Source organism: Pelomonas baiyunensis (assembly GCF_043555935.1).
GTDB classification, from domain to species: domain Bacteria; phylum Pseudomonadota; class Gammaproteobacteria; order Burkholderiales; family Burkholderiaceae_C; genus Pelomonas; species Pelomonas baiyunensis.
Map to the genome: position 1 here is coordinate 1 of NZ_JBIGIB010000010.1, position 22,405 is coordinate 22,405.

Sequence of the window (22,405 nt, forward strand, 5' to 3'; positions counted from 1 at the left end):
GAGGCCACCATACCCGTTTACAAAGCGAACAGGAAAGTCAATGAAATCAACGGTCTACCCAGACCACCCCCGCGCCAGTGCTAGCTTTGCGTACCGTCACTTATTGCACTGAAAACGAGGAGACCCCACCGATGGCAAGCTGGCCACGCATCAAGGGGCTGTTCCAGATGACGGCGCCGTTGTGAACCAGCGCCGCCCGTTTGTTCCCCCAAAAGCCCGCGGCAACTCTGGTGATTCGCACCTCAGTCTTATCAGAGATGACGAGCGTTCCAGCGCGGCGCTCTGCCCGTGCGGGAATGTCTTGAGCCGCTGCAAGGCCCCAGCATCCCCCCAACGCCAGCGCCAACACCAACTCATTTGTCGTTCGCAGCATCGTAGGTCTCAGGGTCAAAAAGGTCTTCAGCCAGGAAGTGGTAGACGTCCTTCACCACCAGTTTGGCGCGGCGGGCCTCCGAACACATCAAGCTCCACGAGGATAGCTTTCCGGCCGCCGAGGACGAATTCACCCGGGACACGTGACCTAGGGCGGGTACGTTCCAGCCTTGGCGGGTGGATCAGGGAACGTTGGTGACTTGGTGGGCGGCTTCGGCGGGCGCCAGCCATTGGCCGCAGCCCAGACTTTGATGTCAGGTATTGCGCCTGGCGCAGCACCGCCGGGGCAGTCCAGCAGGCAGTACCAGACGTACTCGTGCTTGCCGATGATTGGCTTCTTGTCTCCGAAGCGGGCCCAGCCCATCACGTCGCGGATGTATGAGCCGGCGGGGTCAGTGTCGCCCTTCGGTACGTAGCTCGTCACATCGATGTAAGGCCGCGCATCGTCGTAGAGCTGGTACGCCCATTCGCGGCAGCCGAAGGTGCGGCTGAATTCGTCCTTCTCGAACTTGGGGCCGTAAAGGTAAAGCGTATCCGTGCGGGAGAAGGGACCGGGGAAAGATTTGATGTCGCAGAAGCCCGGCGCCCAGTGGGTGCTGACATCCCCAAGGCCGGGGAACCACTTTGCCACCCAGTATTGCTTTGAGTTCCGTTCATCACCCTCGGACAACACCAGCGACAAAAGTTCGTTCAACCGGCCACGCAGGCGCCGCCCGTGCGAATGCGGTGAAACCACAAAGCCCTCTTTGTCGAACTCCACCAGCACAACGTCCAGCTGAGGCTCGGCAAGTTGTTCGGGGTTGACCTTCGCGGCGATAGTCTTCGTCGAGGAGAAGATCGCTTTCCAACCGAAGTACGTCTGCCCGGGTTCTTCGTTCAACTTGACCGAAGCTGCCTTGTGACCGGCCCAGTCGCCCGATATGAAGACAAAGTACCGATGCTCCCAGGGTCGCTCAATCCAACTCCGATCGCCAGGCAGCCTCGACTGATCTTTGCCAACGACTTCGGTGGGTTGCGCAACTAAGAGGCCCCGGGCGGCGAGGAGCGCCAGCGCCACCGAAGAAGCAACCCAGTGCCTAACTGTCAGGGGCTTCATAGGATCTTGGCCTCGGCCACAGTGATGTGAAGCTGATGGGCGTGCAAGCGCTCCAAGCCGAATTCGTCACCCCGCTGCATGTTGGGTACCGGCTCACTGCCATTGTGATTGTTCGTGACCCTTGACCCATTCGTTCAGCGTCTGCGGCACGCAGCAATCTTGGGCGCGATGGACTCGATGATCGCCCACAGCGATGGGTATTCCCTTCGGTGCCCCTGGACCATCCTCACCGCGCGCTCGCGCACCTCGGGCGAGAACATGTTCGACTTGCTCATGGCTCAATCCTCTCAGAGTGTTGAGCCTCCGCGGTAATGAACTGCCGCCTTGAAGTTTTTCCAACTTCAGTGAGGCAGTTCAAACCCGGGGCGGTTCACGTGGTCAGCGTTCGATCGACATTCGCGCAGTTCAACTCGGAGGACTCATCGCGAAGCGGCGCTGATCAGTTCGCTGGCCGAAGGCCATGGCAAAAGGCAATTGATGCCGAGGCGGCGCCCTCAATTCACAGCAGTCCCAACTACGACAGCGTCAAATTTTGGTTTGATCGGAACCGAATATCCGAACTCATCGCCGGACTCTACCGCGGGCAGCGGCGCCGAAAATTTATATGGGCGAACTTCGCCAATCTTTCGATTCCAAATCAACGAGATGGAATATGCAGCCACATTCTCACAAAACTTTCGATCCAGCAGGCGCAACTCAACAAAATATCCGCCACTCGGTATATTGAGCACTTCGGCATTTGCTGGCGCAACAAGCACCATACCTTTTATATCGATTTCAAAGTTTTCCAACTCAACATCGTTTGGTAGTGAAATTTTTCCAGCTCGAACAGGTCCTTTTGAGAAATTTCCATCTCCATCCAGTAGGATGTAACCCTTCTTAACCTTTGTGCCACCATGAAATTCGGCGCAAGCCGGCCGCTCTGCCGCCAATAGGCTACCACTAGCCAGAAGCGACACTGACAAAAGGAGCAATCGGTAAAAAACCAGCGACATTTATGCGCCTTTTAAAAATACTTCGAAACGACTCATGAGATCCGACATCCCATACTGATATATTTTGCCGCCGCGCTTTTCTTTTCGAGGATCTTTGCCGCCCGGCAGGCTTGACCAAATGCCGGCAAGCAGTTTCACCGCCCCGTCGACATCCCCTGCGCGGATTTTCGAAAGTGGGTTGCCTGGCAGGATTTCAAGGTATAAAACAGCGAGTCGGTCCTGATTCCTTGGAGAAAACCCCGACCCAATTCCATATTCAGGCCGAATCAACGACAGATAGGTCGTGAGCGTGAATTGGTAAGCGCCAGAGGGGGTGCTACTTGCTCCATCGATCGACTCGAATGGGTGACGTGACGTGTCTTTAAAAACACGCGAACCATCAATCGGGCGCATAGTCAAAAAGTACCTTTTGCTGTCGTCTAATTCTTCATGACATTCCCACTCTCTAAGAATTTTCAGAAAAGCCGAGACTCGAGCGATCGCAGCTGGATCGTAGAACTTCCTATAAATTCCATTGACTACAAACCCTTTCCTCCCGCCACGCTGGACCGCCGAGGGAAGCTTTAGAGTCTTGGCATCACTCAAATACCCGTCATAAGTCCTGACATCAATATGCCCATAGTTCCTCCCCTGTGGCCTCACCGGCGGGCTAGGGCGCTTTGGCTCCGGGTCCTTCTTGTGCTTGGCCGTCCCCTTTGACGGCGCCGGCGGTAGCACGCCGGGCTTCGTGCGCTCCAGCCACGCCTTGTGCGCTTCGTCATACGCCTTGAGTTGATTGGGATAGTCTTTGACGGCTACCTCGTAGGCCTTGAGCTGCTCGGCGATGGCCGCTTCGTTTTGGGCAATGGTCTCGTCGTCGTACTGATACACGACCACATCGCCCGGCGCGGCCCAACGTGCGTCGGGCAGTTCTTTGGTAACTTCAACGAAGCCCTGGTCGCGGAGGAACTGGCCCGCCTGCGTCGCGGGATAGACACCGCCATCCACGCCTTCCGTCTGATGGGCGCGCCACAACGCGAGCTTGACTGACGAGTAGCACTGGCCGTGGAAGACGCCTGACTCTTTCGCGTTGTTCTCCGCCTTGAATGTGCCGTTCTCCGATGCCTCCTGCATCTTCATCGTCGTGCCGTAGGTCGCCTTGAGACCGTTCCAGTCCCAAGTGACCTGCTGCTCCATGATCTTGATCAGCTCTTCGACCTTCTTCACGTCCACGATGGGGCCTTGCACGAAGCCGGGCTTCTTGCGCGGATCTGTCTTGCCCGGCGTATCACCCAGGCCTTCGTGGCTCCAAAGCCCCAGCGTTGGCAGGCGATTGCGGCCTGCGGCGTCGCGCGTGGGCTCGGCCGTGAGGATTGGGTGACCGTTGGCGTCGCGGCCGGGCTTGAGCTTGAGTTCGTTTTGGACTTGCGAGGGGTTGCTGGCGACGGTCGCATTGGGCTTGTGCTCCACCGCTGGGGCCGCCTTGGGCAGTGGCGCAGACGCGGTGCCTGACGGGCCGTCGTGCAGCTCGGGTTTGACCTTGACAACGATGTGCGGGCTCACCAGACACACACTCGTGTCCTTGCAGCCAACCGTACCTTTGTACTTTCGATCAAAGCTGCCATCCAGCTTCTTGACCCAGATTTCCAGCGGTGTATCGACAGGCATGCCGGACATTTTGGCGCCCTTGCCCTGAGCATCCGAGCTGCCAGGAAACTCCAGCCGCCTGCCGTCTTCGACGGTGATGATCTTGTAGGGCAGGTCTTTGATGGGCTTGCCAGCAAAGTCCATGAAGCGCAGATCGAAGCCGACGTCGTTGGGGTCGGGTTCAGGCACCGGCGCCGGCACGGGTGCAGGTTCGGCGGGTGTTTTCGTAGTGGTTGCTGGAGCTTCGCCTGTCGGCGGCGAGGTCTTGCTGCCTTCTGGGGTGGGGCTGGCCTGCGTCGGCTCTACTGGCACGGGCGACACCGCAAGCGCGGCTGCCTCGTCGGCAGCTGGCGGCGTGACCGGCAGAGGCGCACTGGCTGTGGACTCACTCATGAACATCTCCCTTCGGGGCGGCATGCGTGTCCGCGCTGCCATCTGAACTGGCCTGCCAATCGCCATCGCCCAAGTAGACCGACAGCTCCTGGTCGCCGTCCGTGAAGTGGCGTGCGGTCTTGCCTTGGGCGTCGGTGCGCCCTCGGGCGATCACACGCCCGTCCGCGTCACGCAGCGTGTAGGGCACGCGCGCCTGAGCCGCACCCGTGAGCGCGTCCGAGCCGATGTACGCGAGCAGATCAAGCTGCACGCTATGGCGCGGCTCATCGGGCTTGTAGGTGCCGGTTCTTGCAAGGGCGACTTTTCCGCTGGCCCGTCTACCCCCAGCCAAATTCTTCTGACGCGCCCTGAACACCGCCTTGCCCGCACTCTTGAGCGAGATGCGCCCCTGGCTGATCTCGACGGCGCTGCCGCCGGCGGTCAGCAGGATGCGGGTCTTGGCAACGGCCTTGACGGCGCCCTGGGTGCTGCTGACGCTCACGGCCTTGCTGGCTGTGACTGTCAGCGTGGACTTCAGCGCCGCCACGTGCACCGAGCCCTGCGCCGCGTGCAGGGCCATGCCGGTCTGCCGGGTGGGCTTTTGCTTGTTGCTGGCGCGGCCGTAGGTGTACAGGGTCACGTCGCCCTGCACCACGGTGCTTTGGTGGCCTTGGGCGATGCGGGCCAGGTCTTGCCCGGCGGTGAAGGTGGTGGTGCCGCCGGCCGTGGCGTGAACGCTGGCAGGCGTGAAGGCGCTGAGGGTCTGCGGGCTGGCGAGGATGAGGTCGGGCCGGCCCCAGGCACTGATGCGCCCTGCCCCGCCCTCACCGTCACCTTGGCGATGCTGTGTGGCGCCGAGGCTTAGTGTGAGTGCCCGCAGGGCTTGCTGGTTGGGCAGGCGTTGGCCTTCGTCGTTCATGCCCAGGGGCTTGGCTTGCAAGGTGGGTTCGGCCGTCTTGCTCTTGCCGCCTTGCGCCTGGTGTTGCTGGGCGCTGTGGGCCAGGGTGTGGAGCAGGTCCTGGCCTTGGTCGAGTTGCTGGAGGGCTTGCCGGGCTTCGAGTTGCTGGCCGTGGCTGTCGGAGCCGCCTTGCGTGTGGGTGCTGAGCAGCAGGCCGGCGCCAGCGCGCACGGCGCCGTGGGCGTGCGTCTGCAGGTCGAAGCCGTGGCCGCGCGGGTGCAGGCGGCGGTTGTCGTCCTGGTGGCGCAGGTGGCCCAGTTGCAGGCGTGTGCCGTGTTGCGTGGTGCTGAGTTCGAGCCGGGTGCTTTGCGGGCTGTCGTCAAGCACGAGTTGGCTGTATCCGCCGGTGCCGCTCTGGCTGGTGCTGAGTTCCTGGGTCTTGAGACCGCTGAGCACGGCGGGGTGGGCGTGGGCCTCCAGAGGCCCCTGCTTTTCGTCGCCGGGGAACCAGGCGGGGGCGTTGCCGGTGCTGGTGGCGGCACCAGCGGCGGGTTGTGCCGCCTGCACGTTGGCCTGGCCTTGGGCGTTGGGGACGGCGCCCAGGATGACGGGGCGGTCGATGTCGCCACCCGTGAAGGCAACGAGCACTTCCTGGCCCACGCGCGGCAACTGCACCGCGCCCCAATTGGCGCCGGCTTGCGCGCTGGCCATGGGCACCCACGTGCCGAGGCTGCTGTCGCCGGGGGCGTTGTCGCCTGCAGTGTGATCCAGCCGGTGGCTGCTGCGGGCGCCGCGTTGCCAGTGGAATTGAACTTTGAGGCGGTGGTCGCGGTCGGTATGGATCGGTGCGTCACCCTCTCCGGTCACCAGCGCCGTTTGCAGGCCGTTCACGGTGGGCGCGGGAATGAGCCGCGGATCGGGCTGGCCTTGGGTATCCAGCGGCAGCGCGCGGTAGTCGAGCGGGGTGTCGCCCGGGCTCGCGGGCTGCACGGTGCAGACGACGTGGTGCAGCGGCTCATCCTCATCCGGCTCGGCACGCTCGGTGGCGTGGAGTTGCAGGTTCAGCCCAACCAGCGCAGCGCGGGCGTCGGCGCTGAGGTTGTTGCGGGCCTGGTGGTGGGTGCTGAGCACCACGAATTCCGGCAACCGGATGCCGTCGCTGAAGCGCGGGTGTCCGGAGAGGGTGAAGTGCAGGCCCGGCTCGGCGGCGCGCCACGGGCCGGCGGCCTGGCTGCGCTGGCCCCAGGCGGCCAAGGCTTGCAGCCGGCGGTCGAGCAGCCGCTGGCCGTCGGCTTCAGTGGGGTACGCGTAGGCACCGGGGATGTCGGCCGCGGTCAGGCTGAATGCGGCTTGTGCTTGCGCATGGACCGGGCGCATCTGCGTCGTGCGCTCATCTCTGCTGGCCACCTGCAGCGCGTTGACGTGGGCGCGGCGACGGGCGGTGAAGAGGGTCAGGCTGTCGGTGCCGTGGTGCGGATCCAGCGAGGAGATGGCTTGCGTGAACCGGACATTGCGCGGCAGCGCGTCGTCGGCCTGGAAGGCACCGAGGTGGTCGGCGATGACCAGCGTATGGCTGCCCAGCGTCGGGCTGGCCGGGTCAGCCTCATGCTCGAAGCGGTAGAACAACCCTTCCTGCAGCAGCAGGCGGTGCAGGAAGGCAAGATCGGCCTCGTGGTACTGGGTGCAGCGGCTGCGGGGTTTGTAGACGCTGGCGTCCTGCAGTTCGAGTCGCCAGTCGGCCTGGCAAGGGCCCTGGCCGGCATAGTCAGCGAACAGGCTGGCAGCGATGTCGGGCACGCTCGCATCCTGGAACACCCAGGCGTCCACGCGCTCGCGCAGGAAGGCCAGCCAGGGCTCGACGCGCAACTGGTAGCGCGCCAGGCCGCCATCGGCGCCCAGGAGCACGGCGCGGGTGATGTGGCCGTGCCAGGCGCGGCGCTCGCCTGTGTCGGTCAGCATCTCGACCAGTGCCGGCTCGCCGATGAGCGCCGTCAAGTCGATGTGCGCGTCTTCACTGAGGGCCGTGAGGTCGATGCGGTAGCCGATGACGTCATCGTCGGCACCGCTGGCGTCGCGGGCCAGGCCTTCCTGCGGCATGGGCACACAGGGGCCGATGCCGTCCAGCACGCTCAGCCGTTCGGCCAGCAGGGCGTGCGGGCCCAGGGTGGTGTGGAGTTGAACCAGCCGCTGGTTCTGCGTCAACGGGCCCACCAGGCTGGCCAGCACGGCCTGCGCCGCAGCGGGCAGGCCGGCAGCCAAGCCGCTCAGTGCAGGGGCGAGTGTTCCGCTTGTCATGGCCGTGCCCGCCGTCACTGCACCTTGACCTTGAACTTGCCCGGCGTCTTGGCCTTCGGGCCATCCGCGCTGAGCACGATCTTCTCGATGCCGCGCCCCTCGGCCATGCGGCTGAGCACGGCCTCGGCAATCTCGGGCAGCAGCGTGCCGTTGAGGATGTGGTCCACGTTGCGAGCACCGCTGTCAACCTCGGTGCAGCGCGTCAGCACGGCGTCCACCAGCTTGTCGTCATACGTCAGCGGCGCGCGGTGGTTGGCCTGCGCGCGCTCGGCAATGCGATCGAGCTTCAGGCGGATGATTTGTTCCAGCACCGGGTCGCTGATCGGGAAGTACGGGATGAGCTTCATGCGGCCCAGGAAGGCGGGCTTGAAGGTCTTCATCAGCACCGGGCGCAGCGCATCGGCCAGTGCATCGGCGTAGCCCGGGGCTTCCAGTTCCTCGGCCGGCTTGTTGAGGCAGGCCTGCATGATCTGCGAGGAGCCCAGGTTGCTGGTGAGGATGATCAGCGTGTTGCGGAAGTCGATCTCGCGGCCTTCGGCGTCGTTGAGCGTGCCCTTGTCGAACACCTGGAAGAACATCTCCAGCACGTCGGGATGAGCCTTCTCCACTTCGTCCAGCAGCACCACCGAGTAAGGCTGGCGCCGCACGGCTTCGGTGAGTACGCCGCCCTCGCCGTAGCCCACATAGCCCGGAGGGCTGCCCTTGAGGCCGGAGACGCTGTGCGCCTCCTGGTACTCGCTCATGTTGATGGTGACCAGGCGCTTTTCGCCGCCGTACAGCGCATCAGCCAGCGCCAGTGCGGTCTCAGTTTTGCCCACGCCGCTCGGGCCGGCGAACAGGAACACACCCTTGGGCTTGTTCGGGTCTTCAAGGTTGGCGCGGGCGGTGCGCACGCGCTGGGCAATGGATTCCAGCGCATGGTCTTGCCCAATGACGCGGGCCTTCAGCGCTTTGGCCAAGCCCAGCACGGTCTGGATTTCATCCTTGACCATCTTGCCCAGCGGCACACCTGTCCAAGCCGAGATGATTTGCGCGACAACGCTGGCGTCCACCTGCGTGGGGCGCAGCGGCTGCTCGCCTTGCAACGCGTGCAACTGGGCTTCCAGGTCACGCAGCCGGGCCTGCAGGGCGGCGCGCTCGGGGCTCACCGCAACTGGGGGCGCGGCCTTGGCCTTGTTGGCTCGCGTGGGTTTGGCATCGTCAGCCTGGGCGGCCGGCATGGCGCTCAGCACCGGCTCGGCCGGCACCGCTTGCAACTCAGCATGCAGTGCATGAATTTGAGCCACGAGCGCTTGTTCCGCCTCCAGCTGCGTGCGCAAGGCTTGCAGTTCGGCATCCAGCGCCTCGCGTTGTTCGGCCAGTTCGGCCCGGCGCTCACGGTGGTCAGCCCCCGCCGCCACTTCACGGGCCAGGGCAACGTCCTCGGCCTGCAGGCGCTCCAGCGCTTTGGCGCGCGACTCGATGGCCGCTGGGACGGCGTTCTGGCCCAGCGCGACCTGGGCGCAGGCGGTGTCCAGCACACTGATGGCCTTGTCCGGCAACTGCCGGCCACTGATGTAGCGGCTGGACAAGCGCACGGCTTCGGTGATGGCCTCGTCCAGCACACGCACGCCGAAGTGCTTCTCCATCAGCGGCGTCATGCCACGCAGCATGGCGGCGGCGGTGGTCTCGTCCGGCTCTTCGACTTTGACGACCTGAAAGCGCCGGGCGAGTGCGGCGTCTTTTTCGAAGTACTTCTTGTACTCCGCCCACGTGGTGGCCGCCACGGTGCGCAACTCGCCGCGCGCCAGGGCCGGCTTGAGCAGGTTGGCCGCATCGTTTTGGCCGGCTTGCCCGCCCGCGCCGATCATGGTGTGGGCCTCGTCAATGAACAGCACGATGGGGTGGGGGCTGGCCTTGACTTCGTCAATCACGCCCTTGAGGCGGTTCTCGAACTCGCCCTTCACACTGGCCCCGGCCTGCAGCAAGCCCATGTCCAGCGCATGCAGCTGCACGCCCAACAGCGCGGGCGGCACCTCGCCGGCAGCGATCTTGAGTGCCAGGCCCTCCACCACGGCGGTTTTGCCCACGCCAGCCTCGCCGGTGAGGATGGGGTTGTTCTGGCGGCGGCGCATCAGGATGTCGATGGCCTGGCGGATTTCAGCATCGCGGCCGATGACCGGGTCCAGCTTGCCCGCCTGTGCCCGGGCGGTGAGGTTGGTGGTGTACTGGTCCAGCGCAGGCGTGCGGCTCGGGGCGGCTCCGCTCAATGCAGCCTCGGGTGCAGCGTCAGAGTCGGCGCTGCCGGCGGGTGCGGCGGCAACGCGCGGCTGCTCTTCACTGCCGGCGGTGGCCTCACTCACACGGTGCTTGAGCGCATCCACCGAGAACCGGGCGAACAACGGGCTGGCGCGCAGGGCCATCTGGTGCAGCGTGGGCTCTGACAGCAAGGCCAGCACGAGGTGAGCACCGCGAATGCGGGCGTCGGCGGCATCCAGGCTGGCAATCAGCCATGCGTGTTCCAGCAGCTGCGGCAGGCGCGCACTGAACACCGGCGTGCGGGTGTTGCCGGTCTGCAGTTGCGCCATGGCACGCTCCAGGTCTTGGGCCAGCGCGGTGGCCGGCACCTCGAAGCGGCGACTCAGCACGGCCAGGTCGGCGGCCGGCTGCTCCAGCAGGGCCAGCAGCAGGTGTTCGATGTCCACCTCGAAGTGGCCCCGCGCACGGGTCAGGCTCGCGGCGCGCTCGGCGGCGCGGCGGCAGTGGTCGTTGAGCTTGCTGATGAGGGTTTTGAGAGAGGCAGTCATGGGAGGTCGATGCAATCAGTCAGGCAGCCAGCAGCGTGTAGCCGGGCTCGAATCGGTCTTGGTTGTGGGCTTGGGTCACAAGGAAGCAGTCGTGACCCAGTTGCAGCCCCGAGGCGCCACCCAACACGGCGGGTGTCACGTCTTGCGCGCGCAGTGGCAGGCGGATTTCGTACTCCAGGCGCAGTCCGGTGAGTTGGCGAAGCCACTGCAGCAGCTGCCGTGCACCCGGCTCGCCCGGCAGGAAGCGGCGCAGTTGCTCGCGCGTCAGGGGCCCCAGCGTCAGGCGCACGCGCTGGTCGCGCTGCCACACGCGCTCGCCCACCAGAGCGCTGCGGCCCAGCTCGCAGGCTTGGGTGCCGACTTGCGTTTGCTGGGCCATGCCCAGGCCATACCAGCGGCCAATGAAGGATTCCAGCTTCACCGGCACGCCGAAGTAGCGTTGCAGCACCTGCTGAACGGTGGCCGCGCTGACCGGGCGTTGTTGCAGCCGTCCGGCGAAGTGGGCCAGGCTGTCGTCGGACAGGCCCACGCCGTCTTCCCGCAACGCCTGGCGTTGCGCTGGCAGTCCCACGCCGGCCATTGCCAGCAGCAAGGGGGTGAAGTGGCGCTGCCGGTCTTGCTCGTACCGCAAAGCCAAACGCTGCTTGCGCCATGCCTGGTAAAGCAGCGTGGCAGCGCGGTGCAAAAAGATGTCGAGAAAGGCCCGCCCGGCCGGGTCTTTGTGCTGCTGCTCACGCTGGGCGAACAGCTCGGTGTAGAAGCCCGGCAAGGTGCCGCTGCCCCCCAGCAGGCCCATGAAAGCCGGCGTGATCTCGATTCGTTCCAGGGCATGGACGTCGAGCGATGCAGCCGCTGCGCCCTTGCCGCCCGCGTGCACCACCTCCAGCGCCGCCAACTCGCTGGCAGGGAAGCCCAGCGACATCGAGTTGCGGAAGCGCAATTTGCGCAGCGCTTGGTCCGGCGCCACCTCCAGTTGCTGCGCGAACCAGCGTTCCAGCAAGCGCACCGACTGGAAAAATCCGTGCCCGTGCGGATCGGCCATCAGCCGATCGATGGGCGCGGTTATCGGCAGGCGGGCGGCCATTTCACTCACAGCAGCTCCTGCTCGCCGCTCAGGCGACGCCCGGTCACCAACACCTCGCCGGTGCGGTGGCACAGCAGGGTGAGTTGGGTGAAGCTGTTCACCTGCACGTACAGGCCGAAGAACTGCTCCAGCAATTGCGCAAACAAGTGCAGCCCACTGCCGACAAAGGCTTCACGGTCCACCTGCAAGCGCAGGTTCACGCCCCGCACGAAGGTGGCGAAAGGCTCGCCAGGCATCCAGGCCACGGCCGGTTCGGTGTCCAAGGCCACCAAACCGTCCACGATGCGCTTGCCGGTGCTGGCGCGTGGCAGGTCGTACAACCGCAGCAGTTCCTTCAGCCCATCAAGCCCCGCACGGCCCAGCGTGAGGTGGTTCAGCGACAGGTGCGACACCAGCCGCCACAAGGCGCCCTGCCCCCGCTCGAACCGCAGCGGCCGCGTGGGTTTGCGCAGCAGCGTGATCTCGCTGGCCAGACTGCCTTCCATGAACACGTCGCCGCCCGGCTGGCCGATAGAGATCTGGTTGGGCAACTCGCGGTTGGTGGCCGTGACGTCCAGCGACAGCGTGTCGACTTGGGGCTCGGCGGGGTCGAAGTCGGTGTCGACCAGGGTGATTTCGGTCTCGTGCCCGGGCGCGGTTTCCGCCACGGCATCGTCGCGACGGGCATGCCAATACAAGCCGGGCGTTGCGTCTTGCGCGGTGTCGGCGTGGACCTCGTGGTGCAGCCCGAAGAACGGGCGGAACTCTTGCACCTCGTCGCCCCGCGGCGATTGCCGCACGCGGTAAACACGGTCGATGCTGTACACCTCGTAGGCGAACGCCCGGCGTGCATCCGGCAGCACGGGGTACTCGGCCTGCGCATGCGTGATGCGAATCGGCTCCGCATGCGCTTTGAAGCGGTTCACCACCGGCACGCAGTGCAGGCGCAGGTGGCGTGCGGCCAGGGTTTCAAGCAGGCGGGCGGCGTCGCCATCGCTGCGCAAGCCGCTCATCGGGTAGTGCAGCGTGATGCGCGCGGGCAAGGCCTCGGCGCCGTCTTGCACCCGCGGCAGCGGGAGGTCGATGAAGTTGAACTTCTCCGGGAAAGCGAAGTACTCGGTCAGCAGCCGGTAGGCGTGGGCCGAGCGGTCGTCGAACGGCAGCAAGGCCTCATCGGGCACGAACCCCACCGTCTGGGGCACGCCTGCGGGCAGCACAGCCCAAGGCCCGACCGGCGTGTGCTGCACCAAGGCGCCCAGCGCGTGCCCGGTCAGTGCGTCGCGCAGCGCAGTCGCCAGGCTCATGTCGGCATCCAGGAACACGCGCAGGGCAGGCACCCCCAGATCACTCCAACGCGCCTGGCTGCCCCGCAACTCCAGTTCCACCGACAGCAGGCTGGTGGCGCCTGCCGGCACAGGCGTGCCGTCGGGCGTGACGCATGCACCCACCCAGCGCGCCGCGCGCACCTGCACGGGCGTGAGGTCCAGCGGGGCGGCGGTGGTGAATTGGCACGGCACGCCGCTCACCGGGCGGGTTTTCAGCAGCGAGCCGCGCGGCACGCGTGCGGCCGAGGTCAGCGGGCTGCCGCGGCTGCCCATGTCGAAGCAAGCCACGGAACACGACGGGAAGGGGCGTAGGTAGTGCGGGTACAACACCTCCAGCAGGGATTCCGTGACGCGCGGAAAGTCGTCATCCAGGCGCTTGTGCACCCGTGCGCTGAGCAGGGCAAACGACTGCACGAGCCGCTCGACGTGCGGGTCTTCCAGCAGATTGCCGCTGGTGGAGAGTCGCCCGGCAATGCGCGGGTAGGTCTTGGCGAAGTCTTGCGCCTGCTCGCCGAGCAGGGCGAGTTCGCGTTCAAAGTACGGCAGCAGGTCACGCATGGCGTCAGGCGGCGGTGAGGGGCGTGGCGCCTTGCAGCGCGGCGCGCGGGTCGGCTTGCGTCACCTCATACCGCTGGCTGCCGGGGTGCAGCAGCGCGTCGAACACGACGGTGTCGGTGTCGGGGTGCAGCAGCAACTTGGCGCGGATGGCGAACGACAAGCCGCCCTGCCCGCGCGGGTCATTGCGCACGCCCACCTCCACGTCACGCAGGCGGCGGTCGTGCTGCATCAGCGCGGTTCGGATGCTGTGCGAGATGCGCTGGCGGTCCCGGTCGCTGGACATGCTCAGCGGTGTGATGTCCAGCAGCCCCAGACACAACAGCGAACGCGATGCACGCGGATAGGCGGCCAGGTCTTCCGGGCTGAAGCTGGCGTGGCTGTTGAGCACATGTTCAGCGTCGCGCGCGACCGAGTCCTTGATGCGCTCAAGGCTGTAGCGCGGCAGGACGCCGCGGGCGCCCTCGGCGGCGTCGCCCAACAGTTTGTCCAGCAAGGACGGAGCGTAGGTGTTGGCCATCGCGTGACGACAGGCAATAAGGTGGACAAAGCCGGTGGATAGAGCCGCAGCGCACCCGGCCCGCGGGCGGTGCCGCGCAGGGCTGAGAGGCAAGGCTTGGGTGGGTGCTACGGCAAAAGCCCGCGTTGTGCAGCGGCGGGAAAAAGGGAAAGCGGCCGAGACCGCTTTCCCAGGGCAGCACCACAGGCGTGGGCCGCCGCCGCAAAACGGGCCGGTGCTTTAGACCGCGACGTTCTTGCGCAGGTCCCAGCCGGCAATGCCGGTGCTGGAGGCCGAGCCGTCGTGCTTGTGCTGCTTGTATTCCCAGGTGATCTTTCCGTACTTGAGGCCGAAGGATTCGGCCGGCAGTTCGCTGCCCGGCTCAATGCTCGTGCCCACCGACGACACCACCACGTCTTCCAGCACGATCTTGTAGTAATCGACGCGGGTCTGCGAAGTGCTGGTGGCGTTCTTGCCGCCGTATGCGCGGTAGAACGTGATGATGACCTTGGGGTAGATCGTGCCGGCGGAAGCGGCGCGGAACAGCTTGGACGTGGCCTTGTCGATGTCCTTGGTGAAGATCATCTCGCCATGCTCGGTGCGCTCGGCGGTGTGGGCACCGGCCGACGATGCCGACGACGACTTGGGCTGGAACACCTTGTGGGAAAAGCTCGAGACCTCGATCTCGTTTTGATGCTTGGTGTCGGTGCTGTCACCTTGCAGTTCGTTGGCACCATCGAATTTGACGTAGATGTCTTTCAACGCTTACTCCTGAGCAATAGAAGAATGTCGCGGGTCAGCCGCGCTGCCCTTGCGGCAACTCGGCAACCAGCCGCAGGGACACGGACAGTTCATCGAGCTGGAAGTGCGGGCGAACGAAACTGACCGCGCGGTAGACGCCCGGGCGACCGGGCACTTCGGAAACCTGCACACTCGCTTCCCGCAGGGGGTAAGCCGCTTTGGTTTCCTGGGATGCGCTGTCGTCTTCGACGACGTATTGGCGAATCCAGCGGTTGAGGAACTCCTCAACGTTGTTGGCCGAGGCAAAGCTGCCGACCTTGTCGCGCATCATGGCCTTGAGGTAGTGCGCGATGCGGCACACGCTGAACATGTATTGCAGCTGCGACGACAGCGCAGCGTTGGCGTTGGCCGCGTCAGAGTCGTACTTGCGCGGGCGCTGGGCCGACTGCGCGGCAAAGAAGGCGGCGTAGTCGGTGTTCTTGCAGTGCACCAGCGGAATGAAGCCCAGGTCCGACAGTTCCTTTTCACGGCGGTCCGTGATGGCGACTTCGGTCGGGCACTTCAGGGCCACCTCGCCCTCATCCGTCTTGAAGGTGTGGGTGGGCAGGTCTTCCACCAGGCCACCGCCTTCCACGCCGCGGATGGACGCACACCAGCCGTAGTTCTCGAACGCAGCGGTCAGGCGCGCGGCCATTGCGTAGGCCGAGTTCACCCACAAGTAGCGCGAGTGATCGGAGCCGTCCACCTGCTCCACGAAGTTGAAGCCCTCGGTCGTCAGCCCGTCCTTCGGGTTGTACGGCAGGCGACCCAGGAAGCGCGGCAGCGTGAGGCCCACGTAGCGCGAGTCTTCGCTCTCGCGGAAGGACTTCCATTTGGCGTAGTCCACGGTGTCGAACACCTTGGAGAGGTCACGCGGCTTGCCCAGGTCGGTGAAGCCGTCCAGGCCGAACAGCTCAGGCGACGCGGCCGAAATGAACGGTGCGTGGGCCGCAGCCGCCACGTGCGACATCTGCTCGACGAAGTACAGGTCTTCCGCGCCGCGGCCGATGTCGTACGCGCCGATCAGCGTGCCGAACGGGGCGCCACCGAAGGTGCCAAACTCTTCCTCGTACACCTTCTTGAACAGGGCCGACTGGTCGAAGTCCACCGCCGTCTTGAAGTCGCGCACCAACTCGCGCTTGCTGGCATTGAGCACCTGAATCTTCATGCCCGCGCCAGTCGAGGTCTGCTTGCACAGGTAGTGCAGCCCGGTCCAGGTGCTTTCCAGCTTCTGGAACTCCGCGTGGTGCAGGATCTCGCTGAGTTGCGCCGAGATCAGCGCGTCAATTTCGGCCAGGCGCGCGTCCAGCGTCACGCCCAGGTTGTCGGACATCACCACCGTCCCCTGCATCACCTCCTGCACGAGCTCGGAAATGATGTCCTTGGCGCGGGTGTGCTCCACCTCGGAACGGGCCACCTTGCTCTGCTCGACGATCTGGTCCAGCAGGCTCAACTCCTCGCGCGCAGCGTTGGCCACGGGGGCTTCCATCACGGCTTGATTCATGGCGTTCACTCCTCGCTCTTGTGGGTGGCGCGGGCCAGTTCGGCCAGCTTCTCGGTGTTGGTCAACACATCACCGAGCAGGTCTTCCAGCTTCTCGTTGCCGGCCAGCTTGTTGCGCAGGTCGGACAGCTTGGTGCGCGCCTCCAGCAGCTTGCGCAGCGGCTCGACCTGCTGCACCACCTGCTCCGGACGGAAGTCGTCCATGCGGTTGAACGCCAGGTTCACCGCGAACTCACCCCCTTCAGGGCTGAGCTTGTTGTTGACGCGAAAGCTCGCAGTGGGCGCCATGCCGGCCAGCACGTCGTCGAAGTTGTCCATGTCGACGTTGACGAACTTGCGGTCGCGCACTTTGGGCAGCGGCTGGTCAGGCTTGGCCTGCCCAGAGAACTCGCCCAGGACGCCAACGACGAAGGGCAACTCCTTCTTCTCGATGCCGTCACCGATCTCGACGTCGTACGTCAGTTGCACACGCGGGGGACGCACCTTCTCGAGGCGCTTTTGAACGCTGTCTTTCTTGGCCATAGGGTTCTTTCGGGGTTCAAGGGGGCGGTTCGTCCGGTGCTCAGCGCAGGCGGTCAAACGGGTTGGCGGGCTTGTCGGTGCCCGCAGCGAGCGGCTTGGCCACGGGCTTGCCGGCCAAGTTGGCGGAACTGGCGGAACTGGCGGCGCTGCCGGCCGCCGCAGCCTGGGCTGGACTGGCTGGTGCGCCTGACGGGGGAACGACGGCGGGAGCTCCGGCAGTTGCCGCGCCGGCCGGCTTGGGCGCTCCGCTGGGCGTACTCGCTGGCGCAGCAGCACGCGCGCCAGTTGGCTTGCGAGGCGCCGGAGCCGGCGGCGGCGTGACGGGAGGCACCAACAGCGGCTCACCCAGCGTTTCGCGCAGCGCCTTGGTCAGGTTGCGCGCCTCGCTCTGGGTGTCGGTCGGCATGCCGCTTTGCTGCTCTCGCAGAGCGAGCAGCGAGGTCGACGCCACCCGCAGCCCGGCGACGGCCAGGATGCTGTGCGCAGTGCGATCCACCGGATCACGCTGCACCACCTCCTGGGCCGCCAGGATGGCGTTGCCGTAGTCCGCAGTCTCGAAGTAGTCCTCCGCCAGCTTGACCCAGGGCTCCTTTTGCACCGGGTAGGCCTTCGCAGCGGTGGTGAGTTGAGCTCGCGATTTGTCTTTCGCGCCCGCTTGCGCGGCGTCCTGCGCGTCTTTCATCAGCTCCGTCAGCGTGGGGCGCGGCGGCGGCGGCGCGGGCGGCGGCGGCGGCGGCACCGACGCGCACGCCGTCAGCAATGCAGCTGCAGCCACGGCGCCCAGGCGCGGCCAACTGCCGCGACTGAGCGCCCCCGCATCTAACGCACGCGAATATCCAAATAATTGATCCCTTGATATCCCTAATTCAATAGGGAGCGAGGCGTAATTCATTGCGGCGGCTATGTTTGTTATTTCCTTGCATTTACAAGTCGTTGCAAATGCTAGGGGGCATGGTCAATGTCACAACCCCTCCAGAAACTGTTTTCAGGAGAAGGCGAAAACAGTGTATGGGCACCAACGAAATTGTTTACTCCCTCACTTGAGCGGATTGGGGATATGGCAGCATTCACCTCAGCCGCCGACAATATGGGCGTCATGAAACGCCTTTTTACAAGTCCCGCATCCCGTGTTATCCCCATCGCCCTTGCCGGACTGGTCAGCGGCTGCGGCAGCCTGGGCGGCGACGCCATGGACAAGACGTTGCAAGCCATAGGACTGCAGAAGCCTCCTGTTGCTGACAGCTTGAAGGATGTTCCTTTGCCGCCCACGCATCGCAACGTGACGCTTCGCCTCCATGCTGGGGCCATCCTCAACACCGATCCCAGTGGCCGACCGCTTGCCACCGTGGTGCGCGTTTACCGGCTCAAAAATACCGATTCGTTCTTACAAAGCCCGTACGAATCATTTCATTCGGATACAAGTTCGAAACCACCCCCATATATGCAGGATGTGATCGATGTGCGCGAGCTTGTATTGACGCCCGGTCAATCAGCCGAGAGCATTGAAAAACTAGGGATGGACGTTGGCGCCATCGGTGTTGTGGCACTGTTTCGCGCGCCACAAACCAACCGATGGAAATTCGTATTCGATGCCAAACAGGCGGCCAATTCCGGCATCACCCTGGGCTTGCACGGGTGTGCCATGAGCGTCGCGCAAGGCCAGCCGCTCGGCGCGGCGCCCGAGTTGTTGCGCGTGGCCGGCGTGCGCTGCCAGTGACACCGGGGCGCTGCACCCGCCTGAAGTCTTTCCACCCCATTCCCACGGACACCCCACCTTGAGCACCGCCAGCAAACTTCTCTGGGGCGAAGGCCTCTTCCTGCGCCCGCAGCACTTCCAGCGCCAAGACGCCTATCACGAAGCCCGTTTGGCCGAAGCGGTGCGGGACCTTCACCCCTACGCCTGGGGCGTGCAGCGCCTGGAGGTGGACACCGATGCCCTGGCCCTGCAGCAGCTGCGCCTGCGTGCCGTGCACGCAGTGCTGCCGGATGGCGAGCGGCTGCATGCGCCGGGCGCCGATGAACTGCCCGCCGCGGTTTCGCTGTCCGATGTTCGCCCCGGCGTCAGCGAGTTGCTGGTGCACCTCACGCTGGCACCGCTGCGCGAGCACGCCAGCAACAGCGCGGCCCCCAGCGCCGACCTCGCCAGCCAGGCCCGCTACATCCAGCAGCAGCAGCCGGCTGACGACTGGTACACGCAAGCGGCGTCTGCCCCGCTGACGGTGCTGCGCCGCAACCTGCGTCTGGTGTTGGACCACCAGCCGCGAGACCACCTCGTCTCCATGCCCTTGCTCAAGCTGCGTCGCCAGGGCAGCGGCGGCTTCGAGATCGACCCGCACTACGTGCCGCCCTCGCTGTCACTCGCTGCCGCGCCGCCGCTGACCGCACTCTTGCGCCGCCTGCTCGACGCTCTGCAAGCCAAGGTCGAGGCGCTCTACGGGTTCCACCGCGAGCCATCGCGGCATGTCATCGAGTTCCGCTCCGGGGACATCGCCTCCTTCTGGCTGCTGCACACCGCAAGCACCGCGTTCGCCGGCCTCAGCCACCTGCTGCACCACCCCGGCCTGCATCCCGAGCGGCTGTACCAGCGCCTGCTGGAACTCGCCGGCAGCCTCATGACGTTCTCGCGCCAGCACGCGCTGGCCGAGCTGCAGCCCTACCAGCACGACCAACCCGGCGCCAGCTTTCAGGCGTTGGAGGCCGTGTTGCGCGACCTGCTGGAAACCGTGATTTCCACCCGCTATTTCGCCCTGGCCATCGAGCAGGTCAAGCCGTCGTTCTACCAAGCGCGACTGGACTCCGAGCAGATCAGCGACGACACGCGCCTCTTCCTCAGCGTGCAGGCGTCGCTGCCGATGAGCGAGCTGATTGACATCGTGCCGCTGCGCGCCAAGGTGGGCGCCCCGGACGACGTGGAAAAGCTCGTGCTCTCGGCCATGGCCGGCGTTCGCGTTACGCACCAGCCTCAGGTGCCCGCCGCCATTCCGGTGCGGGCGGGGTGCACCTACTTCGCCATCGAGCCACGCGGCCCGCTGTACGAACGCATGCTGCAAGGGCGTTCGCTGATGCTGTACATGCCGGCCGGCATTGCCGACCTCCAACTTGAACTCTTTGCGCTCAACGGCTGAGCCGCCTTCCATGAACGCCACCGCACCTTCGCTCTTTGGCGCTGCCGCTGCGCCCTCAAACGCCGTGCGCCTGGCCGGCAGCCCCCGGCAAGCGCGCGACCTGATGGACCTGCTGTACGACGGGTTCTACATGATCTTCCTCCTGCGCAACCGACACCACCCCGCCGACGCAGCCAGCTTCCGCGAACGCATCCGAGACTTTCTGATCCAGTTCGAGCGCGGCGCCCATAAGCTGGGCACGCCAGCGGAAGACGTGTTCGCTGCCAAGTTCGCATTCGTCGCCCTCATCGACGAGCTGGCGCTCAGCCCACAACTTCACCTGCGCGACGCTTGGGAGCTTCGCCCCCTGCAAATTGAATTGTTCGGTGAGCAGTTGGCCGGCGAGAAGTTCTTCGACCACCTCGAACAGCTGCGGGCCCAAGGTGCGGCGCGGCTGCAGGCTTTGGAGGTGTTCCACATGTGCCTGCTGCTCGGGTTCACCGGCAAGTACGTGCTGGAGGGCAGTGAAAAGCTGCAGTACCTCACAGCCCGCCTCGGTGACGAGATTGCCCAACTGCGCGGCCGCGGGCGGGGCGGGTTGGCGCCCCATGCGCTGCCGCCGGACCGCATCCTCCACACGCTCAAGCACGAGCTGCCCCTGTGGGTGATGGGCAGCGTGTTCGCGCTGCTGGCGCTGGTGGCCTACATCGGTCTGGCGCAATGGCTCACACACCAAACCGAAAGCGACCTTCAGGCGCACCAGGCACTGGTGCAAATGCCCGCGGAAAGCGCCCACGTCACCATCACCCTGCCCTGACGATGCCCGCGCCCTTGCTCGACGCCGCACTGGACGCGGCGACTTCCCGCCTGGCTTCGCTCGTTGCACCCTTGCAATCTCGCCTGGACTTCACCGCACTGCTGCACGACCACGGCCGCATGCTGCAAGTGCGCACCGCCCTGCCAGCGCTCGCCCTCATCCCCGAGCGGCTGCACGGCTTCGAGCGCGTGAACGCCAGTGGTTTGATCGGCTTCGGCGTCACGCTGGATGCGCTGTCCACCAGCGCGCACTTCGAACTCAAAACCCTCATCGGTGAGCAAATCACCGTGCGCTGGCTGTTGGCCACCGGCGGCTACCGTGCAGTGCACGGCTACGTCGTGCAGGCCGACCAGCTCGGCGGCGACGGCGGCCTGGCGCGCTACCGCCTGCAGTTGGCACCATTCACCGCGCTGATGAACCTGCAGCGAGACGCCTGCATCTTCCAAGACCAGGACGCCCGCCAGATCATCGAAGCCCGCCTGGGCACCCTCACCCAAGCCCGTTGGCGTTGGGACGCCACGTCCGCACTGCCCGCCCGCAGCCGCTGCACGCAATACCAAGAAACACACGCCGCCTTCATCGAGCGCCTGCTGCGCGAAGAAGGCTTGTCCTGGCACTTCGAGCAAGACGACAGCGACACCCCGCTTGACGACGCCCCGCAGCAAGCCCGCCACACCCTCGTCATCCGCGATGCCGAAGCCGCCCGCAGCCCACGCGCCAGCCTCGGCCGCGTGCGCTTCACAGCCCAACACCCCACCGCCACGCTGCGCGACCCCGGCCACAAAGACACCGTCACCGCCTTCGCCGCCGCGGCCCAACTCGGCCCCAATGCCGTCACGGTCGGCGCATGGGACTACAAGCGCCTGCAGGGGCTGGGCGCGCAGAGCCAGGCACAGGGTGCCGCCGCACGGCCACCGCTTGAACACTACGCGGGCCATGGCGCTTACCGCTACGCCTCCGCCGACCTCGCGCAAACGCGTGCCGACCAAGCACTGGCGGCCCTGCAACTCAGCCAGTCCCGCTGGCTGGGAGAAGGCGGCCTGCGCGTCATGGCCGCCGGCCAAGACTTTGAGCTGGCCGACCACTTCCGTGCCGGGCAGGCCATGTCGGGTGACCCCGACCGCTACACCGTGCTCAGCGTCGAGCACCGCGCGGCCAACAACCTCGGCAGCGAACTGGCCCGCCTGCACGCCGACACCGAACTCGAGCACGGCAGCTACCACAACGCCTTCAGCGCCGTGCCCGCCACGCTTGCCCTCACGCCCCGCTGGGCACCCCGCCCCGCCGCGCAGGCCCAGGTGGCACGCGTCGTCGGCCTGGATGACGCCGTCGTCCACACCGACCGCGATGCCCGCGTGAAGGTGCAGTTCGCCTGGCAACGCGGCGAACGCCCCAACCCCGGCGGTCTGATGCTGGACGAGCCGCCCCCCGCCTCCAGCGGCGCCCCCGGCGACCACCGCGCCGGCACCTGGGTGCGCGTGGCCACGCCGCTGGCTGGCCCCAACTGGGGCCAGGTCTTCACGCCACGCGTGGGCTCGGAAGTGCTGGTGGACTTCCTGGACGGCGACATCGACCGCCCCATCGTCGTCGGCCAGCTCTACACCGACCGCAACCGCCCCATCTGGAGCGCGGGCGTTGATTCCGGTGCCAACCACCCCGGCCACCTCAGTGGCTGGAAGAGCCAAAGCCACGACGACAAAGACCACAACCACTGGGTCATGGACGACAGCCCCGGCCAACTGCGCACCCGTCTGGCCTCCAGCCACGCCTGCGCGGAACTGCACTTGGGTGAACTCA

At 65.5% G+C, this 22,405-nt stretch carries 16 protein-coding genes and 1 pseudogene; 4 read left to right on the plus strand and 13 right to left on the minus strand.

The genetic code is table 11. The features are described from left to right. Positions 1-520: 520 nt before the first annotated feature. From ACG01O_RS22045 to ACG01O_RS22105, 13 genes and pseudogenes are all read right to left on the minus strand, one after another. Positions 521-1,468, minus strand: coding sequence for a hypothetical protein (locus ACG01O_RS22045; RefSeq protein WP_394387755.1), 948 nt, complete (start codon positions 1,466-1,468; stop codon positions 521-523). 111 nt (positions 1,469-1,579) lie between these two features. Next, a pseudogene (locus ACG01O_RS22050) lies at positions 1,580-1,743 on the minus strand (IS3 family transposase); the annotation flags it as partial. Positions 1,744-1,962: 219 nt separating this feature from the next. Further along, positions 1,963-2,463, minus strand: coding sequence for a hypothetical protein (locus ACG01O_RS22055; RefSeq protein ID WP_394387757.1), 501 nt, complete (start codon positions 2,461-2,463; stop codon positions 1,963-1,965). Then, a complete protein-coding gene (locus tag ACG01O_RS22060) occupies positions 2,464-4,482 on the minus strand; it encodes a hypothetical protein (protein ID WP_394387758.1) in 2,019 nt (672 codons plus the stop codon). It abuts the gene before it with no gap. Continuing rightward, the gene (locus ACG01O_RS22065; RefSeq protein ID WP_394387760.1) at positions 4,475-7,654 is read right to left on the minus strand and encodes a type VI secretion system Vgr family protein; all 3,180 of its coding nucleotides are present in this window, start codon (positions 7,652-7,654) and stop codon (positions 4,475-4,477) included. Before ACG01O_RS22065 ends, ACG01O_RS22060 begins: the two co-directional genes overlap by 8 nt. A 14-nt stretch (positions 7,655-7,668) precedes the next feature. Beyond that, positions 7,669-10,440: a type VI secretion system ATPase TssH gene (gene tssH, locus ACG01O_RS22070; RefSeq protein ID WP_394387762.1), complete on the minus strand. Its 2,772-nt coding sequence runs from the start codon at positions 10,438-10,440 to the stop codon at positions 7,669-7,671. A 19-nt stretch (positions 10,441-10,459) separates the two neighbouring features. Further along, complete coding sequence (tssG, locus tag ACG01O_RS22075; protein ID WP_394387764.1) at positions 10,460-11,482, minus strand: type VI secretion system baseplate subunit TssG; 1,023 nt, start codon at positions 11,480-11,482, stop codon at positions 10,460-10,462. Between the two features lie 47 nt (positions 11,483-11,529). Further along, entirely contained in the window at positions 11,530-13,386 is a 1,857-nt protein-coding gene (tssF, locus tag ACG01O_RS22080) for a type VI secretion system baseplate subunit TssF (protein ID WP_394387766.1), read from the minus strand. A gap of 4 nt (positions 13,387-13,390) precedes the next feature. Further along, the gene (gene tssE / locus ACG01O_RS22085) at positions 13,391-13,903 is read right to left on the minus strand and encodes a type VI secretion system baseplate subunit TssE (protein WP_394387768.1); all 513 of its coding nucleotides are present in this window, start codon (positions 13,901-13,903) and stop codon (positions 13,391-13,393) included. A 219-nt stretch (positions 13,904-14,122) separates the two neighbouring features. Continuing rightward, entirely contained in the window at positions 14,123-14,644 is a 522-nt protein-coding gene (locus ACG01O_RS22090) for an Hcp family type VI secretion system effector (protein WP_394387770.1), read from the minus strand. A gap of 34 nt (positions 14,645-14,678) precedes the next feature. Continuing rightward, positions 14,679-16,166: a type VI secretion system contractile sheath large subunit gene (gene tssC, locus ACG01O_RS22095; RefSeq protein WP_394387772.1), complete on the minus strand. Its 1,488-nt coding sequence runs from the start codon at positions 16,164-16,166 to the stop codon at positions 14,679-14,681. A gap of 5 nt (positions 16,167-16,171) precedes the next feature. After that, positions 16,172-16,687: a type VI secretion system contractile sheath small subunit gene (tssB, locus tag ACG01O_RS22100; protein ID WP_394387774.1), complete on the minus strand. Its 516-nt coding sequence runs from the start codon at positions 16,685-16,687 to the stop codon at positions 16,172-16,174. 40 nt (positions 16,688-16,727) lie between these two features. After that, the gene (locus ACG01O_RS22105; RefSeq protein ID WP_394387776.1) at positions 16,728-17,462 is read right to left on the minus strand and encodes a hypothetical protein; all 735 of its coding nucleotides are present in this window, start codon (positions 17,460-17,462) and stop codon (positions 16,728-16,730) included. 282 nt (positions 17,463-17,744) lie between these two features. On the opposite strand from ACG01O_RS22105, the gene tssJ reads away from it, so the two are divergent. From tssJ to ACG01O_RS22125, 4 genes are all read left to right on the plus strand, one after another. Next, positions 17,745-18,404: a type VI secretion system lipoprotein TssJ gene (tssJ, locus tag ACG01O_RS22110; RefSeq protein WP_394387777.1), complete on the plus strand. Its 660-nt coding sequence runs from the start codon at positions 17,745-17,747 to the stop codon at positions 18,402-18,404. Positions 18,405-18,462: 58 nt separating this feature from the next. After that, positions 18,463-19,812: a type VI secretion system baseplate subunit TssK gene (tssK, locus tag ACG01O_RS22115; protein WP_394387779.1), complete on the plus strand. Its 1,350-nt coding sequence runs from the start codon at positions 18,463-18,465 to the stop codon at positions 19,810-19,812. Positions 19,813-19,822: 10 nt separating this feature from the next. After that, positions 19,823-20,608: a type IVB secretion system protein IcmH/DotU gene (icmH, locus tag ACG01O_RS22120; RefSeq protein WP_394387781.1), complete on the plus strand. Its 786-nt coding sequence runs from the start codon at positions 19,823-19,825 to the stop codon at positions 20,606-20,608. A gap of 2 nt (positions 20,609-20,610) precedes the next feature. Continuing rightward, positions 20,611-22,405 (plus strand): type VI secretion system Vgr family protein (locus tag ACG01O_RS22125; RefSeq protein ID WP_394387783.1); only part of this gene is annotated, 1,795 nt, incomplete at its 3' end.